The sequence below is a fragment of the Microbacterium sp. Ld4 genome (assembly GCF_045066555.1).
Taxonomy (GTDB): Bacteria; Actinomycetota; Actinomycetes; order Actinomycetales; family Microbacteriaceae; genus Microbacterium.
On record NZ_JBISHE010000013.1, the window covers coordinates 379,182 to 400,533 of the forward strand.

Below are 21,352 nucleotides of genomic sequence, written 5' to 3' on the forward strand. Positions count from 1 at the left end.
TGTCGCCTGGGGTGAAGCCGTTCCAATAGGTCATCAATCACTGTATAGTTCAGTGTGTGCTGACTATTTCCTCACGCCTCGATGTCATGAACCGGCTCGGCCGGGCCATGGCGGATCCCACGCGTTCCCGAATCCTAATGTCTCTGCTCGGTGGACCGAGCTACCCGGCTGTGCTCTCTCGTGAGCTGGAGCTGACGCGTTCGAACGTGTCGAACCATCTCACCTGCCTGCGTGACTGCGGGATTGTCGTTGCCGAGCCGGAGGGTCGCCAGACTCGTTACGAGATCGCCGACCCGCATCTTACGGCTGCGCTCGTCGCGCTCGTGGACGTGACGCTGGCGGTCGATGAGCACGCGCCGTGCGTGGACTCTGCGTGCACGGTGGCTGGCTGCTGTGGGACGGGGGCGGACGCGTGAGCGCGGCGTGTGGCTGCGAGCACGAGCCTGCCCAGCCTGCCACTGCGGCGGAGGATGAGACCGAAGAGGTTGTGCGGCCCTGGTGGAGGGACCGTGGGATCATGGTACCGGTCTTCTCCGGTGTCGCATTCCTGGCCGGTCTGATCCTTGAATGGTCCGGCCTCGAGATCCCGGCGCTGGTGTTGTTCTGGGCCGGTCTGCTCCTCGGTGCGTCGACGTTCACGCCCGGCGCGATCCGGAAACTGTTCAAGGGCAAGCTCGGTATCGGGCTGCTGATGACGATCAGCGCGATCGGCGCGGTCATCCTCGGCTACGTGGAGGAGGCTGCGGCTCTGGCGTTCTTGTACTCGATTGCTGAGGCGCTCGAGGACAAGGCGATGGACCGTGCCCGGGGCGGGCTGAGGGCGCTGCTGAAGCTCGTGCCGGAGACAGCGACCGTGCTGCAGAACGGCGTCTCTGCGCAGGTGCCCGCGAGAGAGCTGACGGTCGGCCAGGTCATGGTGGTCCGTCCCGGCGAGCGGATCGCAACCGACGGGATCGTCCGTTCTGGCCGCTCCAGCCTGGACACCTCGGCGATCACCGGGGAGTCGATCCCCGTCGAGGTCGAGCCCGGCGATGCGGTGTCGGCCGGTGCGATCAACAGCGCCGGCGCGCTGGAGGTCGAAACGACCGCTGCGGGCACCGACAACTCGCTCACCACGATCGTGGAGCTGGTCGAGAAGGCGCAGACCGAGAAGGGCGAGCGTGCACGTCTCGCGGACAGGATCGCCCGCCCGCTCGTACCCGGCGTTCTGATCCTCGCAGCGCTCGTCGCGATCATCGGGTCGCTGCTGGGCGATCCAGAGGTGTGGATCACCCGCGCGCTTGTCGTGCTGGTCGCCGCTTCTCCGTGTGCGCTGGCGATCTCGGTGCCGCTGACGGTCGTCGCCGCGATCGGCGCAGCAAGCAAGTTCGGCGTGATCATCAAGTCCGGCGCCGTCTTCGAGCGCTTCGGCACGGTCCGCCACGTCGCGGTCGACAAGACCGGCACCCTCACCCGCAACGAACCTGCGGTCACCGCGGTGCTCACTGCGAACGGCGTGACCGAGACACAGGCGCTGGCCTGGGCGGCCGCACTGGAGCAGCACAGCACGCATCCCCTTGCCTCTGCGATCACCGCCGCGGCCCCGGGCACACCGGCAGCTGCAGATGTGACCGAGCAGGCCGGGCACGGCATCGACGGCACTGTCGGCGGATCGAGAATTACCGTCGGCAGTCCTCGCTGGCTGGACGCGGGCGACCTCGGGAAGCAGGTCGCGGAGTTGGAGGAGCAGGGCATGACCGTCGTGATCGTCCACCGCGACGGAACCCCCGTCGCCGCGATCGGCGTCCGCGACGAACTGCGCCCTGAAGTCCCCGAGGTAGTCCGGACGCTCACCAACCAAGGCGTCGGCGTGACGATGCTCACCGGAGACAACGCCCGCACCGCTCGTGCACTGGCCGCGCAGGCCGGGATCAGCAACGTGCGCGCGGAACTGCGTCCCGAGGATAAGGCAACCGCGATCGGCGAGCTGTCAAAGGCGGGGCCGGTCGCGATGATCGGCGACGGAATCAACGACGCACCGGCCCTCGCTGGCGCAGACATCGGTATCGCGATGGGCGCCACCGGCTCCGACGCGGCAATCGAATCCGCCGACGTGGCCTTCACCGGCCATGATCTGCGCCTCATCCCGCGAGCGTTCGATCACGCCCGCCGCGGTCGACGGATCATCAACCAGAACATCATCCTGTCGCTGCTGATCATCACTGCACTGCTCCCGCTCGCGCTCTTCGGCGTCCTGGGGCTCGCGGCCGTCGTCCTGGTCCACGAGGTCGCGGAGGTCATCGTGATCCTCAACGGTCTGCGCGCCGCACGCACCCGCACGCCACGACTGGAAAGCTGATGCTCGCAACTATCGGTTCAGCGATCGGCCTGTTCGCGGCAACCAACATCGACGACATTGTCGTGCTCACCGTGCTGTTCCTGGCTTCCAGTCGAGGGAAGCCCCGGCCGTGGCAGATCGTCGCGGGCCAGTATCTCGGGTTCATCACCCTCGTCGTGATCAGCGTGATCGCCGCTCTCGGTCTCACCATCGTTCCGGACGAATGGGTCGGTTTCCTGGGTCTGATCCCGCTCGGCATCGGCATCTGGACGCTCATTCGCGGCCTGCGCCGTAACAGCGATGACGATGATGACGACTCCAAGATCACCGCGGTCGGACTATGGGGCGTCGCAGGGATCACGATCGCCAACGGGGCCGACAACATCTCCCTCTACACGCCGATCTTCCGCACCAGCGCCCCCAGCGACGTCGCGATCATGATCGTCGTATTCCTGATCCTCGTCGCGGTCTGGTGCGCGGCCGGCCGGCTGATCGGCACCAACAAGGCTGTTACCGAGGGGCTGGAGCGCGTCGAGCACTGGCTCGTACCGGCCGTGTTCATCGGCCTGGGCCTGTTCATCCTGATCGAATCTGGGGTCATCGTCCGTCTGATCGAGGTGCTCGCATGACCCCCTCCCAGTCAGAGGCTCATCCGCCCGCTGCGCGCAAGCTGTCGTCGACCCGGCGGCGGCAGCTCACTGGTGGAGCGCTCTTGATCGCCGTGGTCGTCGTGCTGATCGATCAGGGGACCAAGGTGTGGGCCGAAGCGACCCTCACCGACCGTGAGCGCATCCCGCTGATCGGTGACCTGCTGGGTTTGCAGCTCGCCTATAACCCCGGAGCGGCATTCTCCTTCGGGGAAGGCTTCACCTGGGTGTTCGCGCTGCTCGCTGTCGCCGCCACGGTCACAGCGATCGTGTTCGCGTTCCGAGTGCAACGCGTGAGATGGGCGATCGTCATCGGCGCGCTCGGCGGCGCTTCCGCCTCACACGCAGGCGACCGCCTTTTCCGGGACCCCGGATTCGCCCGTGGTCACGTCGTGGACTTCCTCGCCTACGGAAACTGGTTCATCGGCAACATCGCCGACATCGTAATCTTCGCCGCAGCGATCACCGGAGCAGTTTTCATGATCCGCGCCGGGGATGAGAGCACCGAGTGAGATCCGTTGTGCGGTGGTGGGACACCCATCAACTCGCCCTCTACATCGGCGCGATCGCCGTGGGCAGCCGTTGAGTGAGTTCACGCTTAGGCAGGCGGGCGGTCGCGATGTAGGCGCAGAGCCACCCACCAGCCGCATCGTCGACAGATGAAAGCGCGATCGTCTCCGAGTGCGTGCAGCTTCTTGCGTGGCAGATGTCGCCCGCAGCACGTGCACGCAACGTCCTCGTCAGTCGCCATGAGCGGAGAGCGCCTCTCGAATCTGTTCAACCGTTGGCATCCCGGCCAGCCCAGCAGGGGTGCTGTAAATACGGCAGGCGAGATCATTGCTTCGCCCCGACCCCGGAAAGAGATCGTTGCCATCCAGGGTGATCGTGGGGGAGCCCGCGAACGAGACTGCGCCCGCGTCCTCCTCCGTCCGGATGAGTCGGTAGTGAACCTCCGATTCGTCGTGGCCTGTTTCTCGTAGCGCCTCAGAAACACGACGGCCAGCCTCAACCCAGCTGGGGCAACCGGCGATATAAAGCAGCTCAATCTCCACGACTCAATCATCCTCGACTTCGCTGTTGATGTCGTGCCCGGGCTACCACCGAAAACGATCGTTTACGGCGCGACCTGCGCCGACGTCGACGGAGGATCGACGCGCCGACTGGCTACCAGTCGAAACACCCCATCGAAACTCATTCACGCCGAAACATCGGCACAACGTTTTCGGCGTGACACGCCGAGTGCGATGCGCGCGACTGTCTGGTCGCGGTTCGCGTCGCCGTCACGAAGAAGGACCGCACCCGAGGGTGCGGTCCTTCGCGTCAGGCCGAAGGCGAGTTCGGTGCCGTCGGCGGGTTCCCTGGTGCACCGGGAGTGCCAGGACCGCCCGGGGCACCCGGCCCACCCGGGCTGTTCGGCCCGCCGAGCGGTCCGGGAGCGCCGGGGTAGGGCGGCTGCGCGCCCGGCCGGTACATCGGCGGGAACTGCACACCGCTCTCACGCATCGCGAGAAGAACGCCGTTCTTCACCGCCGTCCGCTGGATGAGGTAGCCGATCCAGATGGCGAGGGCGATCACCGCCAGGTACAAGACGAAGAACAGGATCAGGACACCGATGCCGAGGCCCGCCGCAGCGCCGCCGAAGTCGTCGTAGGAGTTCATGCCCCGAACCCTAGCGAGAACGCCGAGCCGCCGGGAAGGTGTAGCGCTCCCCGGTTCGGTGACGTACTGCGCGGCGGCGCGGACAGTAGGCTGGCCGCGTGCTGCTCAGCGACCGCGACATCCGACTCGAGATCGACGCAGGCCGGATCGGCCTCGACCCGTGGGATGCCGCGATGGTGCAGCCGTCGAGCGTCGACGTTCGCCTCGACCGGTACTTCCGGCTGTTCGACAACCACAAGTACCCCTTCATCGACCCGGCCGAGGATCAGCCCGAGCTCACCCGCCTGATCGAGGTCGCACCCGACGAGCCGTTCATCCTGCATCCGGGGGAGTTCGCCCTCGGTGCCACGTTCGAGCAGATCACCCTCCCCGACGATGTCGCCGCACGGCTCGAGGGCAAGAGCTCGCTCGGTCGACTCGGGCTCATCACCCACTCGACGGCCGGGTTCATCGATCCCGGGTTCTCCGGGCACGTGACGCTCGAGCTCGCGAACGTCGCCACCCTCCCGATCAAGCTGTGGCCCGGCATGAAGATCGGGCAGTTCTGCTTCTTCCGGCTCACCTCACCCGCCGAGAACCCCTACGGCACCGGCGCCTACGCGAACCGCTACCAGGGTCAGCGGGGGCCGACGGCATCCCGTTCGTTCCAGAACTTCCACCGCACCGACGTCGGCACGAGCGTCGCCGGTGCGAAGGGCAACTGACCGCTACGTCATCGGGCCCCCGCGCCGCAAGAACATGCGCGCATCCGCGGGGCGTCCTAGCCTGACGGGATGACGGATACCGCCCCTCCCGCAGAACCCGCCTCCCGATCGACGGGACCGGTCAGCCGCCCCAGCCTCTGGGTCATCGGGCCCGCGGCGTTCGTCGCCATCGTCTTCAGTGTGTTCGCGATCGTCTTCCCGGCGCAGGCCGAGGCGTTCTTCGGCACGATCCAGGGCGCCATCATCGACGGGTTCAGCTGGTACTACGTCCTCATCACGGCCTTCTTCGTCGCGTTCTGCCTGTTCCTCGGATTCAGCCGCTTCGGCGACATCCGGCTCGGCAAAGACGACGACAAGCCCGAGTTCTCCACCGGCGCGTGGTTCTCGCTCCTGTTCGCGGCAGGCATGGGTATCGGCCTCGTGTTCTACGGGGTGAGCGAGCCGCTCAGCCACTACGTCGACCCGAAGCCCGGCGTCGACGGCACTCCTGCGGAGCTCGCCCAGTCGTCTCTCACCCAGACCTACCTGCACTGGGGGGTGCAGGCGTGGGCGGTGTACGTCGTCGTGGGCATCGCCCTCGCCTACGCGATCCACCGTCGCGGGCGCCCGCTGTCGATCCGCTGGGCGCTCGAACCCGTTCTCGGGCGACGTGTGCGCGGCGGATGGGGCAATGCGATCGACGCCGTCGCCCTCGTGGACGCTGTTCGGTGTGGCCACGAGCCTCGGCCTCGGCGTGCTGCAGATCAGCTCGGGCCTCGACAGCGCCGGCATCATCTCCGACCCCGACCTGCTCACGCAGGTCATCATCATCGCGGTCATCACGGCCGGCGTGCTCTTCTCCGTCCTGTCGGGTGTCACGCGCGGCATGAAGTGGCTCTCGTCCCTCAACCTGATCCTCGCGGGACTGCTGCTTCTGTTCGTGCTCTTCACCGGTGACACCTTCTACCTGCTGCGCGAATGGGTGCAGTCGATCGGCTCGTACCTTCAGAATTTCATCGGTCTGAGCTTCAGCGTCAGCGCCTTCCAGGGAGCCGAGGGCCAGGCGTGGCAGGCCACCTGGACCTCGTTCTACTGGGGCTGGTGGATCTCCTGGGCCCCCTTCGTGGGCATCTTCATCGCGCGGGTGAGCAAGGGCCGCACCGTCCGCGAGTTCGTCATGGGCGTCCTCGTCGTCCCGACCCTCGTCGGGGTGCTGTGGTTCGCCGTTCTCGGCGGATCCGCGGTGAAGCTCGAGCTCGACAACCCGGGCACGATGACGCAGACCGACGGCAGCGTCAACGTCGAGGGGGCGCTCTTCACCCTTTTCGAGAACCTGCCCGCGCCACTCCTGCTCACCATCGGGGCGCTCATCCTGATCGCGCTGTTCTTCGTCACGTCGGCCGATTCGGGCGCACTCGTCATGGGCATGATCGCGACCGGCGGCAACACGCAGCCGAGCAGGGTCGTGCGCACGGCCTTCACGCTCATCACCGCTCTGCTCGCGATCGCGCTGCTGATCGCCGGTGGGCTCACGGCGCTGCAGACGGCGGCGATCATCATCGCTCTCCCCTTCAGCGTCGTGATGCTCCTCATCTGCTGGTCGACCGTGGTCGCGTTCCAGCGTGAGCGGCGCATCTATGACAAGGCCCAGCGCGCCCAGCTGCTCGCCCACGTCGGTGAGCACTACGGCCTGGAGGTCGAATCCGAGAACGAGCGGGGCGTGCGCTTCCCCTGGCCTCGACGCCGCGAGCCGGGTGCCTGAGACCCGTCCCGCCGGGGTGTGACGACGCGGATGCCGGGAATTCGAGGCGCCGCAGGGCGTTGACCCCGGCATGACACGCGTAGGAATCATCGGAGCAGGACACATCGGATCAGCGCTCGCTCGGGGCCTGGTGCTTCGCGGCTACGAGGTGGCCATCAGCAACTCGCGAGGGCCCGAGACGCTCAGCGAGCTCGTGGCCGAGCTGGGCCCGAAGGCGCACGCCACGACGCCCGCCGAGGCGGGCGAGTTCGGCGAGTGGGTCGTCGTCACGGTGCCCTTGAAGGCGCTCGATCAGGTGCCCGTCGCGCCCCTCGCGGGCAAGATCGTCGTCGACACGAACAACTACTACTGGGAGCGCGATGGCCACATCCCCGCGCTCGACGCCGGTGAGACCACCACCTCGGAGATGACGCAGCACCACCTTCAGGGCTCCACCGTCGTGAAGGGTTTCAACCACATCCCCGCCGCCGACATCCTCACCACCGGGTCGCCCGCCGGCACCGACGGCCGCCGTGCGCTCGCGACCTCCAGCGACGACGAGGGCGCCGTCGCGTTCATCACGGCGCTCTATGACGAGTTCGGGTTCGACACGGTCAACGTCGGTCCGCTCGCAGAAAGCTGGCGGGTCGAGCGCGACCGCCCCGCCTACGTCGTGCGGCAGACGGCCGACGAACTGCGCGCCAACCTCGCGCGCGCCGAACGCTGACCGGTCGCAGCTGATCGGGTGGCGGCGGGCAGGTTACGCGCCCGCCACCACCCGCGGCTGCCGCGGCAGCTTGACGAAGAGCAGCAGCACGAGCCCGAGCGCCAGCACGATCGCGATGCCCAGGATGCCCCAGTAGGTGGCCCCGAACGCCGTGATGAAGATCGTCCACATGGCGGGGGCGAGGAAGCTCACCACGCGGCCGGTCGTGGCGTAAAGGCCGAAGACCTCGCCCTGCATGTGCGTGGGCGTGACCCGCGCGAGCAAGGAGCGCGTCGACGCCTGCGTCGGGCCGACGAACGCGCACAGTGCGAGGCCGAAGATCCAGAACGGCAGCTTGCCGGCGTCGTGGAGCGCGAAGACGACCACCGCCACCGTCACGAGTCCCGACAGGGACGTCACGATCACGGCGCGCGCGCCGAAGCGATCGTCGAGGCGACCGCCGATGATGGTCGAGATGCCGGCGACCAGGTTCGCGGCGATGCCGAAGATCATGACCTCGTTCGGGGAGAACCCGAAGGCCACCGCGGCGAGGACGCCGCCGAAGGCGAACACGCCCGCGAGTCCGTCGCGGTAGACGGCGCTCGCCAGCAGGAACCACGCCGTCGACCGGTGCGACCGGAACAGGTTCCGGATCGACCGGAAGAACTCGCGGAACCAGGCGAAGAAGCCGAGCGGCTGCGGGCCGGCCGGCGCGGACGGCTCGGGCACGTTGAGAAAGAGCGGGATCGCGAAGGCGACGGTCCAGACCGCGCACCCGACCGCGATCAGCCGGTAGGCGAGACCGTCCGACAGGTCCATCCCGAACCACTCGACGAACGTGAGCACCACGACGACGACGAGGGCGAGGATGCCGCCGATGTACCCGAGCCCCCACCCGAGGCCCGACACCTTGCCGATCGTGCGGGGCGTCGAGACGCTCACCAGCAGGGCGTTGTAGTTGACGCCGGCGATCTCCGAGACGACGGCGCCCACCGAGACCATGACCGCGCCGTACCAGAAGTAGGCGGGGTCGGCGTGGACGAAGAAGAGGCTGAACTGCACGAGGCCCAGCAGCACGGTCGCCACGAGCAGCCACCGCTTCTTGCGCCCGCGACGGTCGGCGACCTGCCCGAGGATCGGGGCGATCAGCAGGATGGCGAGGCCCGCGAGCGTCGACACGAGCCCGTAGCCGCTCGACAGCTGCGCGAGCGCCGACTCCTTCACGGGGTCGCCGTCGGGGAGACCGGCGATCTCGGGCGGTAGGAACGTGTCGGAGACGAGGAAGAGCGACACGAAGACGAAGGTCAGGATCACCGAGTTGAACGGCTGCGTCGCCCAGTCCCACATCGCCCACGACCAGACGCTCTTGCGAGGGATCGGACGCTCTTCGAGGTCTTGGAACATCACGGGGAGGGCGCCGCTGTCTGCCGTGGCGGGGACGTCGGGGACGCCGCCGGTGGTGCTCGTCATGAGCCGCACCCTATCGCGCGCACGTGACCGGTCACGGTCGGCTCGCCTGCCGCGCTCCGGCATCCGGCGAATGCGCCATCGGCATCGGCCGATGCAACATTCGCCACGGCCCCGTCGACCACCGCTCCTAGGGTGAAAAGGATGGCCGATGACGGCCGGAACGGAGCATCATGCAGCAGACCCTCTCCATCCATTCGATCATCGCCGGACGGCCCGTCCCCGGTGAGGGCGAAGAGACCGCGGCCGCCGCCGCCTTCGACGGCGCTCCGCTCGCCCCGGCCTACCGCGCGACGACGGCCGAGCAGTTCGAGGCCGCCGTCGCCGCGGCATCCGAGGCGTTCGACGTGTTCCGCACCACCGACCACGAGACCCGCGCGAACCTCCTCGAGGCCATCGCCGACGCGATCGAGGCGCGCGGCACCGCCATCACCGAACGCGGCCACCTCGAGACGGGCCTCGCGCCCGCGCGCCTCGAGAACGAGCGCGGCCGGACGACGGGCCAGTTGCGCCTGTTCGCCGCCGTGCTCCGCGAGGGCAGCTGGGTCGACGCGCGCATCGATCACGCGCTCCCCGATCGCACGCCCGCGCCGCGCCCCGACCTTCGCCGCCGGCTCGTCGCCCTGGGGCCGGTCGCCGTGTTCGGCGCGAGCAACTTCCCCCTCGCCTTCTCGACCGCCGGCGGCGACACCGCCTCGGCGCTCGCCGCCGGCTGCCCCGTCATCGTCAAGGCGCACCAGGGCCACCCCGGCGTCGCGTCGCTGGTCGGCGAGGCGATCGCCGAAGCCGTCGAGGCCGCGGGCCTGCCCGGCGGCGTCTTCTCCCAGGTCTTCGGGTCGGGCCGCGACATCGGCCAGCGCCTCGTCGCCGATCCGCGCATCGCCGCCGTCGGCTTCACCGGATCACGCGCGGGCGGGCTCGCGCTCGTCCGCACCGCGCAGAACCGCCCCGTGCCCATCCCGGTCTATGCGGAGATGAGCAGCGTGAACCCCGTCGTCGTCCTCCCCGCCTCGCTCGAGTCCGCCGGCGACGCGATCGCGCAGGGATACGTCGACTCGCTCACCCTCGGGTCGGGCCAGTTCTGCACGAACCCCGGCATCCTCGCGGTGCCGCGCTCGGCCGCGGGCGACGCCCTCCTCGGGCGCATCGGAGCGCTCGTGCGGGAGCGCACCGGTCAGACGATGCTGACCCCCGGCATCCATGAGGCGTTCCAGAGCGGCGTCGACGCGCGCCGCGCCGCGGATCAGGTGTCGATCGTGGGGGAGGGGTCGGCCGGCGACGGTCCGAACGCGCCTGCCCCGGTGGTCTTCGCCGCGGATGCCGAGCGCTTCGACGATCTGCTCGCCGACGAGGTCTTCGGCGCCGCGGGACTCGTGCTCCGCTACGGCGACGGCGACGAGCTCGACGCGCTGATCCGCGGACTCGAGGGGCAGCTGACGGCGACGGTGTTCGCCGAGCCCGCCGACCACGACCTCGCCGCGCGGCTGCTGCCGGTGCTCGAGCGTCGCGTCGGCCGCATCCTGTTCAACGGATGGCCGACGGGCGTCGAGGTCACCTGGACGATGGTGCACGGCGGGCCGTTCCCCGCCACGTCGGACTCGCGGAGCACGTCGGTCGGCGCGGCCGCGATCGAGCGCTTTCTGCGTCCGGTCGCCTACCAGAACCTGCCGGCCGGCCTGCTGCCCGAGGTGCTGCAGGACGAGAACCCGTGGGGCGTGCCGCAGCGCATCGACGGGCAGGTCGTCCTCCCCTGACGGACGGGGCCCGCGCGATGGGTGTCAGTCGGCCCGTCGCGCGGGCGTCTCGGGCACCGGGGTGACGAGCGCGCCGCTCCGGAGGAACGCGCGGAGGTTGTCGAGGACGAGCGCGGCCATGTCGGCGCGGGTGTCGACGGTGCCGCTGCCGAGGTGCGGCAGCAGCACGACGTCGTCGCGGCCGAGGAGCGCGCTCGGCACCGCCGGCTCCTCGGCGAAGACGTCGAGGCCCGCGCCTCCGAGTCGCCCCGACTCGAGTGCGGCGACGAGGGCGTCCTCATCGACGACCGAGCCGCGGGCGATGTTCACCAGGTATCCGTCCGGCCCGAGCGCGTCGATGACCTCGGCGTCTACCAGGCCGACCGTGCTCGGCCCGCCCGCGACCGCGATCACGAGGGCGTCGCTCGTGCGTGCGAGCTCGACGGGGCTCTCGACGTAGCGGTACGGAACGCCCTCGACGGGATTCCGGCTCGAGTAGCTGATCTGAGCCCCGAAGCCCTCGGCGCGCTGCGCGATCGCACGGCCGATGCGACCGAGACCCAGGATGCCGATGCGCGACCCTGAGAAGCGGCGTGTCAGCGGGAAGTTGCCGCCTGCCCACTGCCCCGCGCGGACGAACCGGTCGGCGGCGGAGAACCCGCGGAACACGTCGAGCAGCAGCCCGAGCGCGGTGTCGGCGACGCAGTCGGTGAGCACATCGGGCGTGTGCGAGACGACGATGCCTCGCGCCGCGGCCGTGGTCACGTCGGTGGTGTCGTAGCCGACGCCGAAGTTCACGACGGCGGCGAGCTGCGGCATCCGCGCCATGAGATCGGTGCCGACGCCGGTGCGACCGCTGGTCACCGCGATGCGGGCGCGTCCGGCGACCTCGGCGAACGCCGGGTCGGCGGGGTCGGCGGGCAGCACGGCGGCGGCGAACTCGTCTCGGAGGGTGGCGGCGAGATCGGGGAGCAGGGGGCCGACCTGGACGACCTCGCCCGCACGGACAGGGGAGGAAGCAGGGAGGGGAGAGGTCGCCGTCATGCGGCCGATGCTACGTTCGCGGAACGATGCCGGTCCAAGATCGAAAAGGCATGGATCGATCCGCTCCGGGTATTCATGGCTTCGATCCGCGTGATCCCGCGGCAGCGGAGGCCGCCGGAGGCCGCCCGACCGCCGCATCACGGATTCCCGCGGAATCTCGCGGCGCACGGCGTCTTGACCTCGCGACCGCCACGTCCTCATCCTGAAATCGTCTCCGACTCGAGAGTGCCCCGCAGGCTCTCGGATGCGATGTCGCAGGAGACTCGAATTTTGGAGGAACAAAGATGTCTTCTTCTCGAACCCTCGGCCGCCGCACCCTCGGTGTCGCCGCCGCTGCCGCCGCCGCGACCCTGCTGGCAGGGTGCTCGGTCGCCAACTCGGAGGCTCCCGCGGGCGCCGCCGGAGAGGCGCTGCGCATCGTGCTCTCGCAGGAGCCGCCGACGCTCGAGCCGTGCGAGGCCAACCTGACCTCGACCGGTGTGGTCGTCCGCAGCAACATCACCGAGCCGCTCGTCGAGCGCGACCCCACCACTGGCGAGCTCGATCCGCTCCTCGCCACCGAGTGGGAGCAGACGGCCGACAACGAGTGGACCTTCACGCTCCGCGAGGGCGTCACCTTCCAGGACGGGTCGCCCTTCAACGCCGAAGCGGCCGCCTTCTCGATCGAGCGCGCGGTCAACTCGTCGCTCGGCTGCAACGTCGAGGGCTACGTCTTCGGTGAAGACGACCTCGGCGTCGAGGCGGTCGACGACACGACCCTCGTCGTCTCGTCGCCCGAGCCCGACCCGATCCTCCCGCTCAAGCTCTCCTTCATCGAGATCGTCCCGACCTCGACCGACACAGAGGCGAAGGTCCGCGAGCCCATCGGCACCGGTCCGTACCAGGTCGACACCTGGGACTCCGGCACCCGGCTCACGCTCGCTCGCTACGACGACTACTGGGGCGACGCTCCCGAGTTCGCGAACGTCGAGTACCAGTGGCGCGACGAGGGCACCGTCCGTGCCGCGATGATCACGAGCAACGAGGCCGACATCGCCACCGGGCTGAGCGTCGAAGACGGCATCGGCGACCTCGGCGTCGCCTACCCGAACAACGAGACGGTCGCGCTGCGCTTCACCGGCGACATCGCCCCGCTCGACGACATCCGCATCCGCCAGGCGATCAACTACTCGATCGACCGCGAAGGCATCGTCTCCTCGCTGTACCCCGACGGCGACCAGGTCGCCGCGCAGCTCGTGCCGGTCGGCGTCGTCGGACACAACGAAGAGCTCGACCCGTGGGAGTTCGATCTCGACCGGGCGAAGGAGCTCGTCGCAGAGGCCGCCGCCGACGGGGTCGAGGTCGACACCCCGATCACGCTGGTCGCTCGCAACGCGCAGTTCCCGAAGGTCGGCGAGATGGCCGAGGTGCTCCGCGAGCAGCTCGCGCAGGCCGGCCTGTCGGTCAAGCTGCAGATGGTCGACACCACGCAGCACCTGCAGTACCAGCTGCGCCCGTTCGTCACGAACGAGGGCCCGATCGCGCTGCTCGTGCAGCACGGCAACCAGGCCGGTGACGCACAGTTCACCGTCGAGCAGTACATGTCCTCCACGGGTGCGCAGAGCACGTTCGGCACCGCCGAGTTCGACGCGCTCCTCGACGACGCCTCGAAGCTGACCGGCGACGCCCGCCAGGAGGCCTACGCCGACATCTTCGAGTACCAGAACGACGAGGTCGTGCAGTTCGCCTTCATCGCCCACCAGACCGGGATGATGGGCATCTCCGATCGCATCAGCTACGAGCCCAACTCCGCGTCGGGCGACGAGCTGCGCGTCTCGCAGGTCACGACGGCCGGCTGATGTCCCTGTCCGTACCGCTCGCCGAACGGAAGATCTGACCATGTGGAGCTACTTGCGCGGACGCATCCTGCAGAGCGCCCTGCCGCTGATCGCGGTGGTGCTCGGGGTGTTCCTCCTGGCCCGGCTGACGGGTGACCCGGCCAGCCTCTATCTGCCGCTCAACGCGACCGAGCAGATGAAGATCGACTTCAGCGAGCGGTACGGACTCGACAAGCCCGTCTGGGCGCAGCTCGGCGACTACCTCGCCGGCGTCGCCCGCTTCGACTTCGGGGTGTCGATGCGCACCGGAGAACCGGCGGCCGACATGGTGCTGCGGGCCTTCCCCGCCACCCTTCAGCTCGCCGGCGTGACGATGGCGCTGGCCGTCATCATCGCCGCGGTCGTCGGATGCTGGGCGGCGCTGAAGCCCAACGGGGTCGCCGACCGCGTCGCGAGCTTCTCGTCGATGACGGCGGCGAGCGTGCCGGACTTCTGGCTCGCCATCCTCGGCATCTGGGTGTTCGCCATCTGGCTCGGCATCCTGCCCACCTCGGGCACGACGGGCGCCGCCGCCTGGGTGCTGCCCGTCGCGGTGCTCATGATGCGTCCGCTCGGCGTGCTCACCCAGGTCGTCCGCGGCTCGATGGTGACCGCGCTCGGGCAGCCCTATGTGAAGGTGGCGCGCAGCAAGGGCGCCGGACAGTTCTACATCGTCACCCGTCACGCGTTCCGCAATGCGGCCGCACCGGCGCTGACGGTCGCGGGCGATCTGACGGTCGGCTTCATCAACGGCGCGGTCGTGATCGAGTCGATCTTCGGCTGGCCCGGCATCGGCAAGCTCATGATCGACTCCATCCTGATGCGCGACTTCCCCGTGCTCCAGGCGGCGGTGCTCCTCACCGCCATCGCGATTTTCGCCCTCAACATCGTGATCGACGTGCTCTACGCCGTCCTCGACCCCCGTGTGCGCCCCGCCGCCAAGCGCAAGAAGTCCGGGGCGCGACCCGACGCCGACCCGACGAAGGAGCTGGCCCATGTCTGAGACGCCCGCGACGCAGAGCGTCCTCGCTCTCGAAGATCGCGCCCGCACCGGGCGCCGCACGAGCCTCCTCCGGATGCTCCTCAACGATGCCGTGGCCACGATCTCCGCGGTCATCCTCATCGTGGTCGGCCTGACCGCGGTCATCGCTCCGCCGCTGCTCGGCGAGCTGGCGCAGGCGCAGGATCTCGCCGCACGCAACCTGCCGCCGTTCAGCGTCGCCGAGGGCTGGCAGTACATCCTCGGCAGCGACACCCTCGGGCGCAGCATGATCGCGCGCATGATGGTCGCCGCCGGCACCACGCTCGGCGTGGCCGTGCCCGCCGTCCTCGTCGCCGCGATCATCGGCTCCGCGTGGGGCATCTGGGCCGGGTTCCACCGCGGCTGGCGCGAAGCGGTCTCGATGCGCATCGCCGACGTGATCATGAGCTTCCCGTCGCTGCTGCTCGCCGTCGTGGTGCTCTACATCTTCAACCCGAGCGCAGCGAACATCGTGCTCGTCCTCGCCGTGACCCGCATCCCGGTCTACCTCCGTACCGCGCGCGCCGAGGCTGCCGAGCTGCGCTCGCGCATGTTCGTCGACGCCGCCCGCAACTTCGGCACGCCGCCGGGGGCGGTCATGCGCCGGCACATCGTCCCCAACGTGCTGCCGACGCTCGTCACCCTCGCGACCCTCGAGTTCTGCTACGTCATGCTCGCCGAGTCGTCGCTCAGCTTCCTCGGCATCGGCATCCAGCCGCCCGACGTCAGCTGGGGCCTCATGGTCGCCCAGGGCCGCGACTACCTGTCGCAGGCCTGGTGGCTGTCGGTCCTCCCCGGTCTCGCGATCGTGATCACGACGGTCGCGGCGAACGTACTGGCCGCGTGGCTGCGCCTCGCCACCGACCCGGGGCAGCGCTGGCGGCTCACGTCGGGCCGGTCCCGTCGGCGCACGATCTCGCGCGTGACGCCTCGCACCGACGCCCTGTGAGGCCGCGCGCGTGAGCGGGGAATCGCTGATCCTGCTCGCGCTGATCGTCTTCGTCGCGGCCTGCCTGCAGGCGTCGATCGGATTCGGCCTCGGCATGCTGGCGGCGCCGTTCATCGCGATCATCGACGCCTCGCTGCTGCCGTCGGTCGTGATCATGCTGGCGGTGATGGTGTCGGCCGTGATCGCGGTGGTCGAACGGGCCGCGCTCGACCTCCGGGGCGCCGGATGGGCTCTCGTCGGGCGCATCCCCGGCAGCATCCTCGGGGCGGGCCTCGTCGCGATCGTCTCCACCCGCGTGCTCGGCTGGCTGGTGGCGGCGACGGTGCTCTTCGGCGTGGTGGTGTCGCTTCGCGGATGGATGCCACGGGTCACCCCGGCGACACAGATCGTCGCGGGCGGGCTCTCGGGGGTCATGGGCACGAGCACCTCGATCGGCGGCGCTCCGATGGCGCTCATCTGGCAGGGTTCCGACGGGGCCCGCCTCCGCGGCACGATGTCGGCGTTCTTCCTGGTCGGGTCGATCGTGTCGATGATCGCCCTGTTCGCCCTCGGTCAGGTGACCGTTCCGACCCTCCAGGTCACCGGCATCCTCGCCGTCCCTGCCGCGGCGGGGATCGTGGCCTCCCGCTTCGCCGTCCGCCACCTCGACCGCCGCCGGGTGCGGGTCGTGGCCCTCACCGTCTCGACGGTCGGGGCGGTGCTCCTCATCGGGACCCAGGTGGCCGGCATGCTGGCGGGATAGCGCCGCCGGCCGCCCTCGCCCTGCGCGTGCGATCATTGGTGCATGCGGTGCACCGACTGGGTGGCTGCAGCACAGGAAGGCGCGGCATGGCATTCTCCTCCGACACCTGGCCCGAGTGCGGCATCGCCCGGTTCCTCACCCTGCTCGACGGCCCGTGGGCGACCCTGATCGTCCGGGAGCTGCTGAACGGGCCGTTGCGGTTCACGCAGCTGCGCGCCGCTCTGCCGGGCGTCAGCGCGCACACCCTCACCGATCGGCTCCGCCGGTTCGAGGCCTACGGCATCGTCACGCGGACGGCGTACGCCGAAGTGCCGCCCCGGGTCGAGTACGAGCTCACCGAGGTCGGCCAGGGCCTTCGCCCCGTGCTCGACGCGATGAACGCCTGGGCCTCGACGGTGCAGGAAGCACGGGATGACGACGCGTTCGTTCCGCTGCCCGCGTCGTGCGACGGCGTCGAGGCGCTGCCGCTCAGCACCGCCGCCGCCGGGCGCTAGTCAGCGCACGCGACGCTCGAGCGGAGCGCCCGCGGCCAGCCGGTCGAGGTTGGCGGCGATGTCGGCGGCCCGTGCGGCGAACACCTCGCGCGCGTGTCCGGAGTGGTGCGGGGTCAGCAGCGTGCGGCGGCTGGCGGCGAGCCTGTCGACAGACGGGGGAGCCGTGGCATCCGTCGGGGCATCCCACCACACGTCGATCGCGGCTCCGCCGAGCCGGCCGGCATCGAGGGCGTCTGCGAGGGCGTCGAGGTCGATGAGGGGCCCGCGCGCGACGTTCACGACGATCGCCTCGGCAGGCAGGAGCGACAGCTCGTGCGCGCCGACCATTCCGCGGGTGTCGTCGCTGAGGGGCACCGTCAGCACGAGGACGTCGGATGCCGCGAAGAAGGCGTCTCTGCCCTCCTCGCCGACGATCGTCGCGGCGGCGAGGTCGTCCGGTGCCGGCCGGGTGGGGTCGCGGCGGAGGAAGACGACGCGCATGCCGAAGGCCTGCGCGAGTCGCGCGACCGCGGTGCCGATCTCGCCGGCGCCGGCGATCCCGATCGTGTCGCCCGCCAGCATCCGATGGAACGGCACGTCCGGCCGGGTCATGACGCTCTCCCACCGGCCCGCCCGAAGCGCGGCATCGGCCTCGGCCGCCCGCCGGCGGAGCAGCAGCGCGGCCATCAGGACGTGCTCGGCGATCGCGGTGCCGTGGTGACCGGTGTTGCAGACGGCGGCGCCCGCCGGCACGGAGCCGGGCGCGAGCCGGTCGAGCCCCGCTCCCGTCACGTGGACGAGCCGGAGCCGGGTCGCGGATGCCGTCGAGGCGGGCGTCAGGCGCGAGCAGACCACGGCGTCGGCGTCGCGCAGCTCGTCCGCGATCGCTTCGTCGCCCTCTCCCGGGATCACGACGACCCGTCGGCCGGGCGCGGTGAACGCCTCGGCGAATCCGGCGATGACGGGGTCGGTCACGACGACCTTGAGGGGCGCGGTGGGCGCGGCCACGGCCGTCACCATCGGGCCGGCGACGGGTCGAACGCGGGCTCGAAGCGCCGCATATACCCGGTGTCGTCACGCTCGCGGATGCCGGAATCGAGGTACTGCCGATGCAGGCGCTGCAGCGCATCTTCGTCGAGCGTCACCCCGAGCCCGGGGCCGCCGGGAACGGCGACCGCGCCCCCGTCGAACGTGAGCGCACCGGCGGTGATGACGTCCTCATCGGCGCGCTTCCACGGCCAGTGCGTGTCGCACGCGTAGTCGAGCACTGGGGTCGACGCGGCCAGGTGGACCATGGCCGCCAGGCTGATGCCGAGGTGGGAGTTCGAGTGCATCGACAGCCCCCACCCGACCGATTCCGCGATGCCCGCCAGCAGCCGCGACCGCTCGAGACCGCCCCAGAAGTGGTGATCGGACAAGACGACGTCGACGGCGCCGGCGCGGAGGGCGGGCGCGACATCGGCGAAGCTCACGACCGCCATGTTGGTCGCGAGCGGGATGCCGGTACGTCTGCGCACGGCAGCCATCCCCTCGATCGTCGGCGTCGGGTCCTCGAGGTACTCGATCACTCCGGTCAGCGCCTCCGCGACGGCCACCGACGTGTCGACGGTCCACGCCCCGTTCGGGTCGATACGGATCGGGTGGTCGGGGAACTCCCGGCGGAGCGCCCGGACGGCCTCGACCTCCTCCTCGGGGGCGAAGACGCCGCCCTTGAGCTTGAGGGCACCGAAGCCGTACTCGTCGACGATGCGACGCGCCTGCGCGACGATCCCCTCGGGGTCGAGCGCGGCGCCCCACTCGTCCTCGGGCTCGCCGGGGTGACCGGCCCACTTGTAGAACAGGTAGCCGCTGAACGGCACCCGGCTCCGCACCGCGCCGCCGAGCAGCGCGCTCACGGGAACCTCGCGCACCTTGCCCTGCACATCGAGCGCGGCGACCTCGAACGCCGACAGCACGCGGTCGGCCGTGCTGCTGCCGGTGACCATGCCCGACATCCCGTGCCCGCCGACGACCGCATCGCTCACGAGTGACCGGCTGACGCGGGCGCGCAGCTCGTTCGTCGCGAACACGTCGCAGCCGATGAGCGCAGCCGCAGCCGCGTCGAGGCGCCGCAGGTGCCCCGCGTCGCCGTAGGTCTCGCCGAGACCGGTCACGCCGCTGTCGGTCCGGATCTCGACGATCGCCCGCAGCGCGAACGGCTCGTGCACCCCCACGGTGTTCAGCAGGGGCAGGTCGCGGAACGCGACCGGGACGATCCGGATGCCGCTGATGGCGTGACCGGTCACGGCGGTGTCCTCAGCGGGTTCCGGCGAGCGAGTCCGACAGCACCCGGCGCGCGGCGCCGACGATGTCGATGAGGCGTTCGGCGTGCTCGGGGCTCGTGTCGACCAGCGGCGGACGCACGTGTCCCGAGGCGACGCCCGTGAACCGCGCGACGCCGGTCTTGATGAGCGAGACCGCGTAGCCCGGCACCTCGTTGCGCAACCGCACGAGGGGGTGGAAGAACGCGCCGTCGAGTCGGGCGACGGTCGCCTGGTCCTGCGCCTCGAGGGCCGCGAAGTACGCGAGCGCGATGTCGGGGGCGAACGCGAAGGAGGCGGACGAGTACAGCGGGACGCCGATCGCGCGGTACGCCGTCTGCGCGATCTCCGCCGTGGGCAGGCCGTTGAAGAACTGGAAGTCCGCGGCGCCGGCGATGTCGCTGTCGCGCACCGCTCGGACGATCCGGGTGATCACGTCGATCTCGCCGACGCCGTCCTTGAGGCCGATGACGTTCGGGATCTTGGCGATCTCGAGCGCGGAGTGCTCCGTGAAGCGGGCGGTGCCCCGGTGGTAGGCGATGATCGGCAGCGACGTGGCGGCGGCGACGCGGCGGACGTAAGCGATGAGGCCCGCGTCGGGTCCGGCCGTCAGGTAGGGCGGCAGGAGCAGGATGCCGTCGGCTCCTGCGCGTTCGGCCTCGGTGACCTGCGCGATCGCGATGGGCAGCGGACCTCCGGCGCCGACGAAGAGGGGGGCGCGGCCCGACGTGACCGAGGCGGCGGTGCGGACGACGGTGGCGTAGTCGTCGGGCCCGAGGGCGTGGAACTCGCCCGTGCCGCACGCGGCGAACACGCCACCGGGTCGGTGATCGAGCCCCTGAGAGATGTGCTCGGTCAGCGCATCGCGGTCGACGGCATCCTCCTTGTCGAAGGGCGTGACGGGGAAGAAGAGGATTCTGTCGAGCATCGGTAACTCCCTGGGTCCTCGGCGGGCACCGATGCCACGGCCGATCACTGACGACGCTATGGTTGCGATGAATACTCTCGCAAACCATAATTTGCACCGATTGATGTCGGGAGGGCATTGATGCTGTCACTGGTTCAACTCGAGTGCTTCGTCGCCGTGGCGGAAGAGCTTCACTTCGGTCAGGCGGCGACCCGCCTGCGGATGACGCAGCCCCCGCTCAGCCGGCAGATCCAGCAGCTCGAGCGCGAGCTCGAGACGCGCCTGTTCGAGCGCACCAGTCGCCGGGTGCAGCTCACCGAAGCCGGACGGACGCTCCTCCCGAGCGCCCGTCGCATCATCGACCTCGCGGCCAAGGCCACGGCCGACGTGCGATCGGTGGGCACGGGGGCATCGGGCACGCTCACCGTCTCGTACACGGCCATGGCCGGGCAGAGCATCCTCCCCGCGTTCATCCGCCGGGCGACGCGCGAGCTTCCGGGCGTGACCCTGCTGCTGCGCGAACTCGTCACCGCCGACCAGATGGAGGAGATCGAGAAGGGCACGGTCGACCTCGGCCTCCTGCGCCCGATCCTCGAACGGCCCGGGGTGCGGTCGCGGCACGTGCTCGACGAGAAGCTGATCCTCGCGGTACCGGCCGACTCCCGCCTGGCCGAGCTCGCCGACCCGCTCTTCCTGTCCGACACCAGCGACCAGCCGCTTCTCATGTACTCACCGGGCGGCGCGCGCTACTTCCACGACCTGCTGCTGTCGATGTTCGTCCGCGCCGGTGTGCACCCCCGCATCGTGCAGTACGCCGGCCAGGTCCCCGCGCTCCTCGCCCTCGTCAGCGCCGGGCTCGGCTTCGCCCTCGTTCCCGAATCCGCGCGCGGCCTCCCCATCGCCGGGGTCACCTTCCGCCGGCTCTCTCCCGACGACCGGTCGGACGACGTCAACCGGGTGCGGCTCGACGTGGCGTGGAGTGCGGAGTCGGGCAACGCACTCCTCCCCGAAGCGCTCCGAATCCTCGACGCGTGCCTCGAGGATTCGCTCCCGGTTCCGGCCATCGATGCCGATGGTGCATGACTCCATGCGATAGAAGCCTTTGAT

Annotated in this window: 20 protein-coding genes and 1 pseudogene; 14 read left to right on the forward strand and 7 right to left on the reverse strand. The window is 69.9% G+C overall.

The window, feature by feature from the left end; translation table 11 throughout:
- Window positions 1–56 precede the first annotated feature (56 nt).
- The 4 genes from ACJJV7_RS12510 to ACJJV7_RS12525 are packed head-to-tail and all read left to right on the forward strand — an operon-like array spanning window position 57 to window position 3,476.
- Entirely contained in the window at window positions 57–416 is a 360-nt protein-coding gene (locus tag ACJJV7_RS12510) for a helix-turn-helix transcriptional regulator (protein WP_036275916.1), read from the forward strand.
- Window positions 413–2,338, forward strand: a complete 1,926-nt coding sequence (locus tag ACJJV7_RS12515) for a cation-translocating P-type ATPase (RefSeq protein ID WP_197491836.1) — start codon at window positions 413–415, stop codon at window positions 2,336–2,338. Before ACJJV7_RS12510 ends, ACJJV7_RS12515 begins: the two co-directional genes overlap by 4 nt.
- The gene (locus tag ACJJV7_RS12520; RefSeq protein ID WP_036275918.1) at window positions 2,338–2,946 is read left to right on the forward strand and encodes a cadmium resistance transporter; all 609 of its coding nucleotides are present in this window, start codon (window positions 2,338–2,340) and stop codon (window positions 2,944–2,946) included. The genes ACJJV7_RS12515 and ACJJV7_RS12520 overlap by 1 nt, the downstream gene beginning before the upstream one ends.
- On the forward strand, window positions 2,943–3,476 hold the full coding sequence (locus tag ACJJV7_RS12525) for a signal peptidase II (RefSeq protein ID WP_251581231.1): 534 nt from the start codon (window positions 2,943–2,945) through the stop codon (window positions 3,474–3,476). Before ACJJV7_RS12520 ends, ACJJV7_RS12525 begins: the two co-directional genes overlap by 4 nt.
- Window positions 3,477–3,704: 228 nt before the next feature.
- Here ACJJV7_RS12525 and ACJJV7_RS12530 read toward each other — a convergent pair whose 3' ends face one another.
- Together ACJJV7_RS12530 and ACJJV7_RS12535 are read right to left on the reverse strand one after the other, a co-directional pair.
- Complete coding sequence (locus ACJJV7_RS12530) at window positions 3,705–4,016, reverse strand: hypothetical protein (protein WP_029153956.1); 312 nt, start codon at window positions 4,014–4,016, stop codon at window positions 3,705–3,707.
- A 268-nt stretch (window positions 4,017–4,284) separates the two neighbouring features.
- Window positions 4,285–4,623, reverse strand: a complete 339-nt coding sequence (locus ACJJV7_RS12535) for a hypothetical protein (protein ID WP_405374262.1) — start codon at window positions 4,621–4,623, stop codon at window positions 4,285–4,287.
- Between the two features lie 98 nt (window positions 4,624–4,721).
- On the opposite strand from ACJJV7_RS12535, the gene dcd reads away from it, so the two are divergent.
- From dcd to ACJJV7_RS12550, 3 genes and pseudogenes are all read left to right on the forward strand, one after another.
- Window positions 4,722–5,327, forward strand: a complete 606-nt coding sequence (dcd, locus tag ACJJV7_RS12540; RefSeq protein WP_405374260.1) for a dCTP deaminase — start codon at window positions 4,722–4,724, stop codon at window positions 5,325–5,327.
- A 69-nt stretch (window positions 5,328–5,396) separates the two neighbouring features.
- Window positions 5,397–7,068, forward strand: a pseudogene (locus ACJJV7_RS12545) (BCCT family transporter).
- 70 nt (window positions 7,069–7,138) lie between these two features.
- The gene (locus tag ACJJV7_RS12550; RefSeq protein WP_405374256.1) at window positions 7,139–7,774 is read left to right on the forward strand and encodes an NADPH-dependent F420 reductase; all 636 of its coding nucleotides are present in this window, start codon (window positions 7,139–7,141) and stop codon (window positions 7,772–7,774) included.
- Between the two features lie 33 nt (window positions 7,775–7,807).
- Here the strand turns inward: ACJJV7_RS12550 and ACJJV7_RS12555 are convergent, their stop codons facing one another.
- A complete protein-coding gene (locus ACJJV7_RS12555) occupies window positions 7,808–9,223 on the reverse strand; it encodes an MFS transporter (RefSeq protein ID WP_405374254.1) in 1,416 nt (471 codons plus the stop codon).
- 170 nt (window positions 9,224–9,393) lie between these two features.
- On the opposite strand from ACJJV7_RS12555, the gene ACJJV7_RS12560 reads away from it, so the two are divergent.
- Window positions 9,394–10,974, forward strand: coding sequence for an aldehyde dehydrogenase (NADP(+)) (locus ACJJV7_RS12560; RefSeq protein ID WP_405374252.1), 1,581 nt, complete (start codon window positions 9,394–9,396; stop codon window positions 10,972–10,974).
- 24 nt (window positions 10,975–10,998) lie between these two features.
- Here ACJJV7_RS12560 and ACJJV7_RS12565 read toward each other — a convergent pair whose 3' ends face one another.
- Entirely contained in the window at window positions 10,999–11,997 is a 999-nt protein-coding gene (locus ACJJV7_RS12565; RefSeq protein ID WP_405374251.1) for a 2-hydroxyacid dehydrogenase, read from the reverse strand.
- Between the two features lie 284 nt (window positions 11,998–12,281).
- Here ACJJV7_RS12565 and ACJJV7_RS12570 point away from each other — a divergent pair, with 284 nt between their 5' ends.
- The 5 genes from ACJJV7_RS12570 to ACJJV7_RS12590 all read left to right on the forward strand — a co-directional run bounded on the left by ACJJV7_RS12570 (window position 12,282) and on the right by ACJJV7_RS12590 (window position 17,059).
- Window positions 12,282–13,835 (forward strand): ABC transporter substrate-binding protein, encoded by a 1,554-nt coding sequence (locus tag ACJJV7_RS12570; protein ID WP_405374249.1) that lies wholly within the window; start codon window positions 12,282–12,284, stop codon window positions 13,833–13,835.
- Between the two features lie 40 nt (window positions 13,836–13,875).
- Window positions 13,876–14,856: an ABC transporter permease gene (locus ACJJV7_RS12575; protein WP_405374247.1), complete on the forward strand. Its 981-nt coding sequence runs from the start codon at window positions 13,876–13,878 to the stop codon at window positions 14,854–14,856.
- Window positions 14,849–15,823, forward strand: a complete 975-nt coding sequence (locus tag ACJJV7_RS12580) for an ABC transporter permease (RefSeq protein WP_405374245.1) — start codon at window positions 14,849–14,851, stop codon at window positions 15,821–15,823. Before ACJJV7_RS12575 ends, ACJJV7_RS12580 begins: the two co-directional genes overlap by 8 nt.
- A 10-nt stretch (window positions 15,824–15,833) precedes the next feature.
- Window positions 15,834–16,565 carry a sulfite exporter TauE/SafE family protein gene (locus tag ACJJV7_RS12585; RefSeq protein ID WP_405374243.1) on the forward strand — a complete coding sequence of 244 codons (732 nt, stop codon included), beginning with the start codon at window positions 15,834–15,836 and terminating at the stop codon, window positions 16,563–16,565.
- An 86-nt stretch (window positions 16,566–16,651) separates the two neighbouring features.
- Window positions 16,652–17,059: a winged helix-turn-helix transcriptional regulator gene (locus ACJJV7_RS12590; protein WP_405374241.1), complete on the forward strand. Its 408-nt coding sequence runs from the start codon at window positions 16,652–16,654 to the stop codon at window positions 17,057–17,059.
- Here ACJJV7_RS12590 and ACJJV7_RS12595 read toward each other — a convergent pair whose 3' ends face one another.
- The 3 genes from ACJJV7_RS12595 to ACJJV7_RS12605 are packed head-to-tail and all read right to left on the reverse strand — an operon-like array spanning window position 17,060 to window position 20,266.
- Entirely contained in the window at window positions 17,060–18,046 is a 987-nt protein-coding gene (locus ACJJV7_RS12595; RefSeq protein ID WP_405374239.1) for an NAD(P)-dependent oxidoreductase, read from the reverse strand.
- Between the two features lie 5 nt (window positions 18,047–18,051).
- Window positions 18,052–19,323, reverse strand: coding sequence for a glucarate dehydratase family protein (locus tag ACJJV7_RS12600; protein ID WP_405374237.1), 1,272 nt, complete (start codon window positions 19,321–19,323; stop codon window positions 18,052–18,054).
- A 10-nt stretch (window positions 19,324–19,333) separates the two neighbouring features.
- Entirely contained in the window at window positions 19,334–20,266 is a 933-nt protein-coding gene (locus tag ACJJV7_RS12605; protein WP_405374235.1) for a 5-dehydro-4-deoxyglucarate dehydratase, read from the reverse strand.
- A gap of 120 nt (window positions 20,267–20,386) precedes the next feature.
- Here ACJJV7_RS12605 and ACJJV7_RS12610 point away from each other — a divergent pair, with 120 nt between their 5' ends.
- Window positions 20,387–21,328, forward strand: coding sequence for a LysR family transcriptional regulator (locus ACJJV7_RS12610; RefSeq protein ID WP_405374234.1), 942 nt, complete (start codon window positions 20,387–20,389; stop codon window positions 21,326–21,328).
- Window positions 21,329–21,352: the final 24 nt, after the last annotated feature.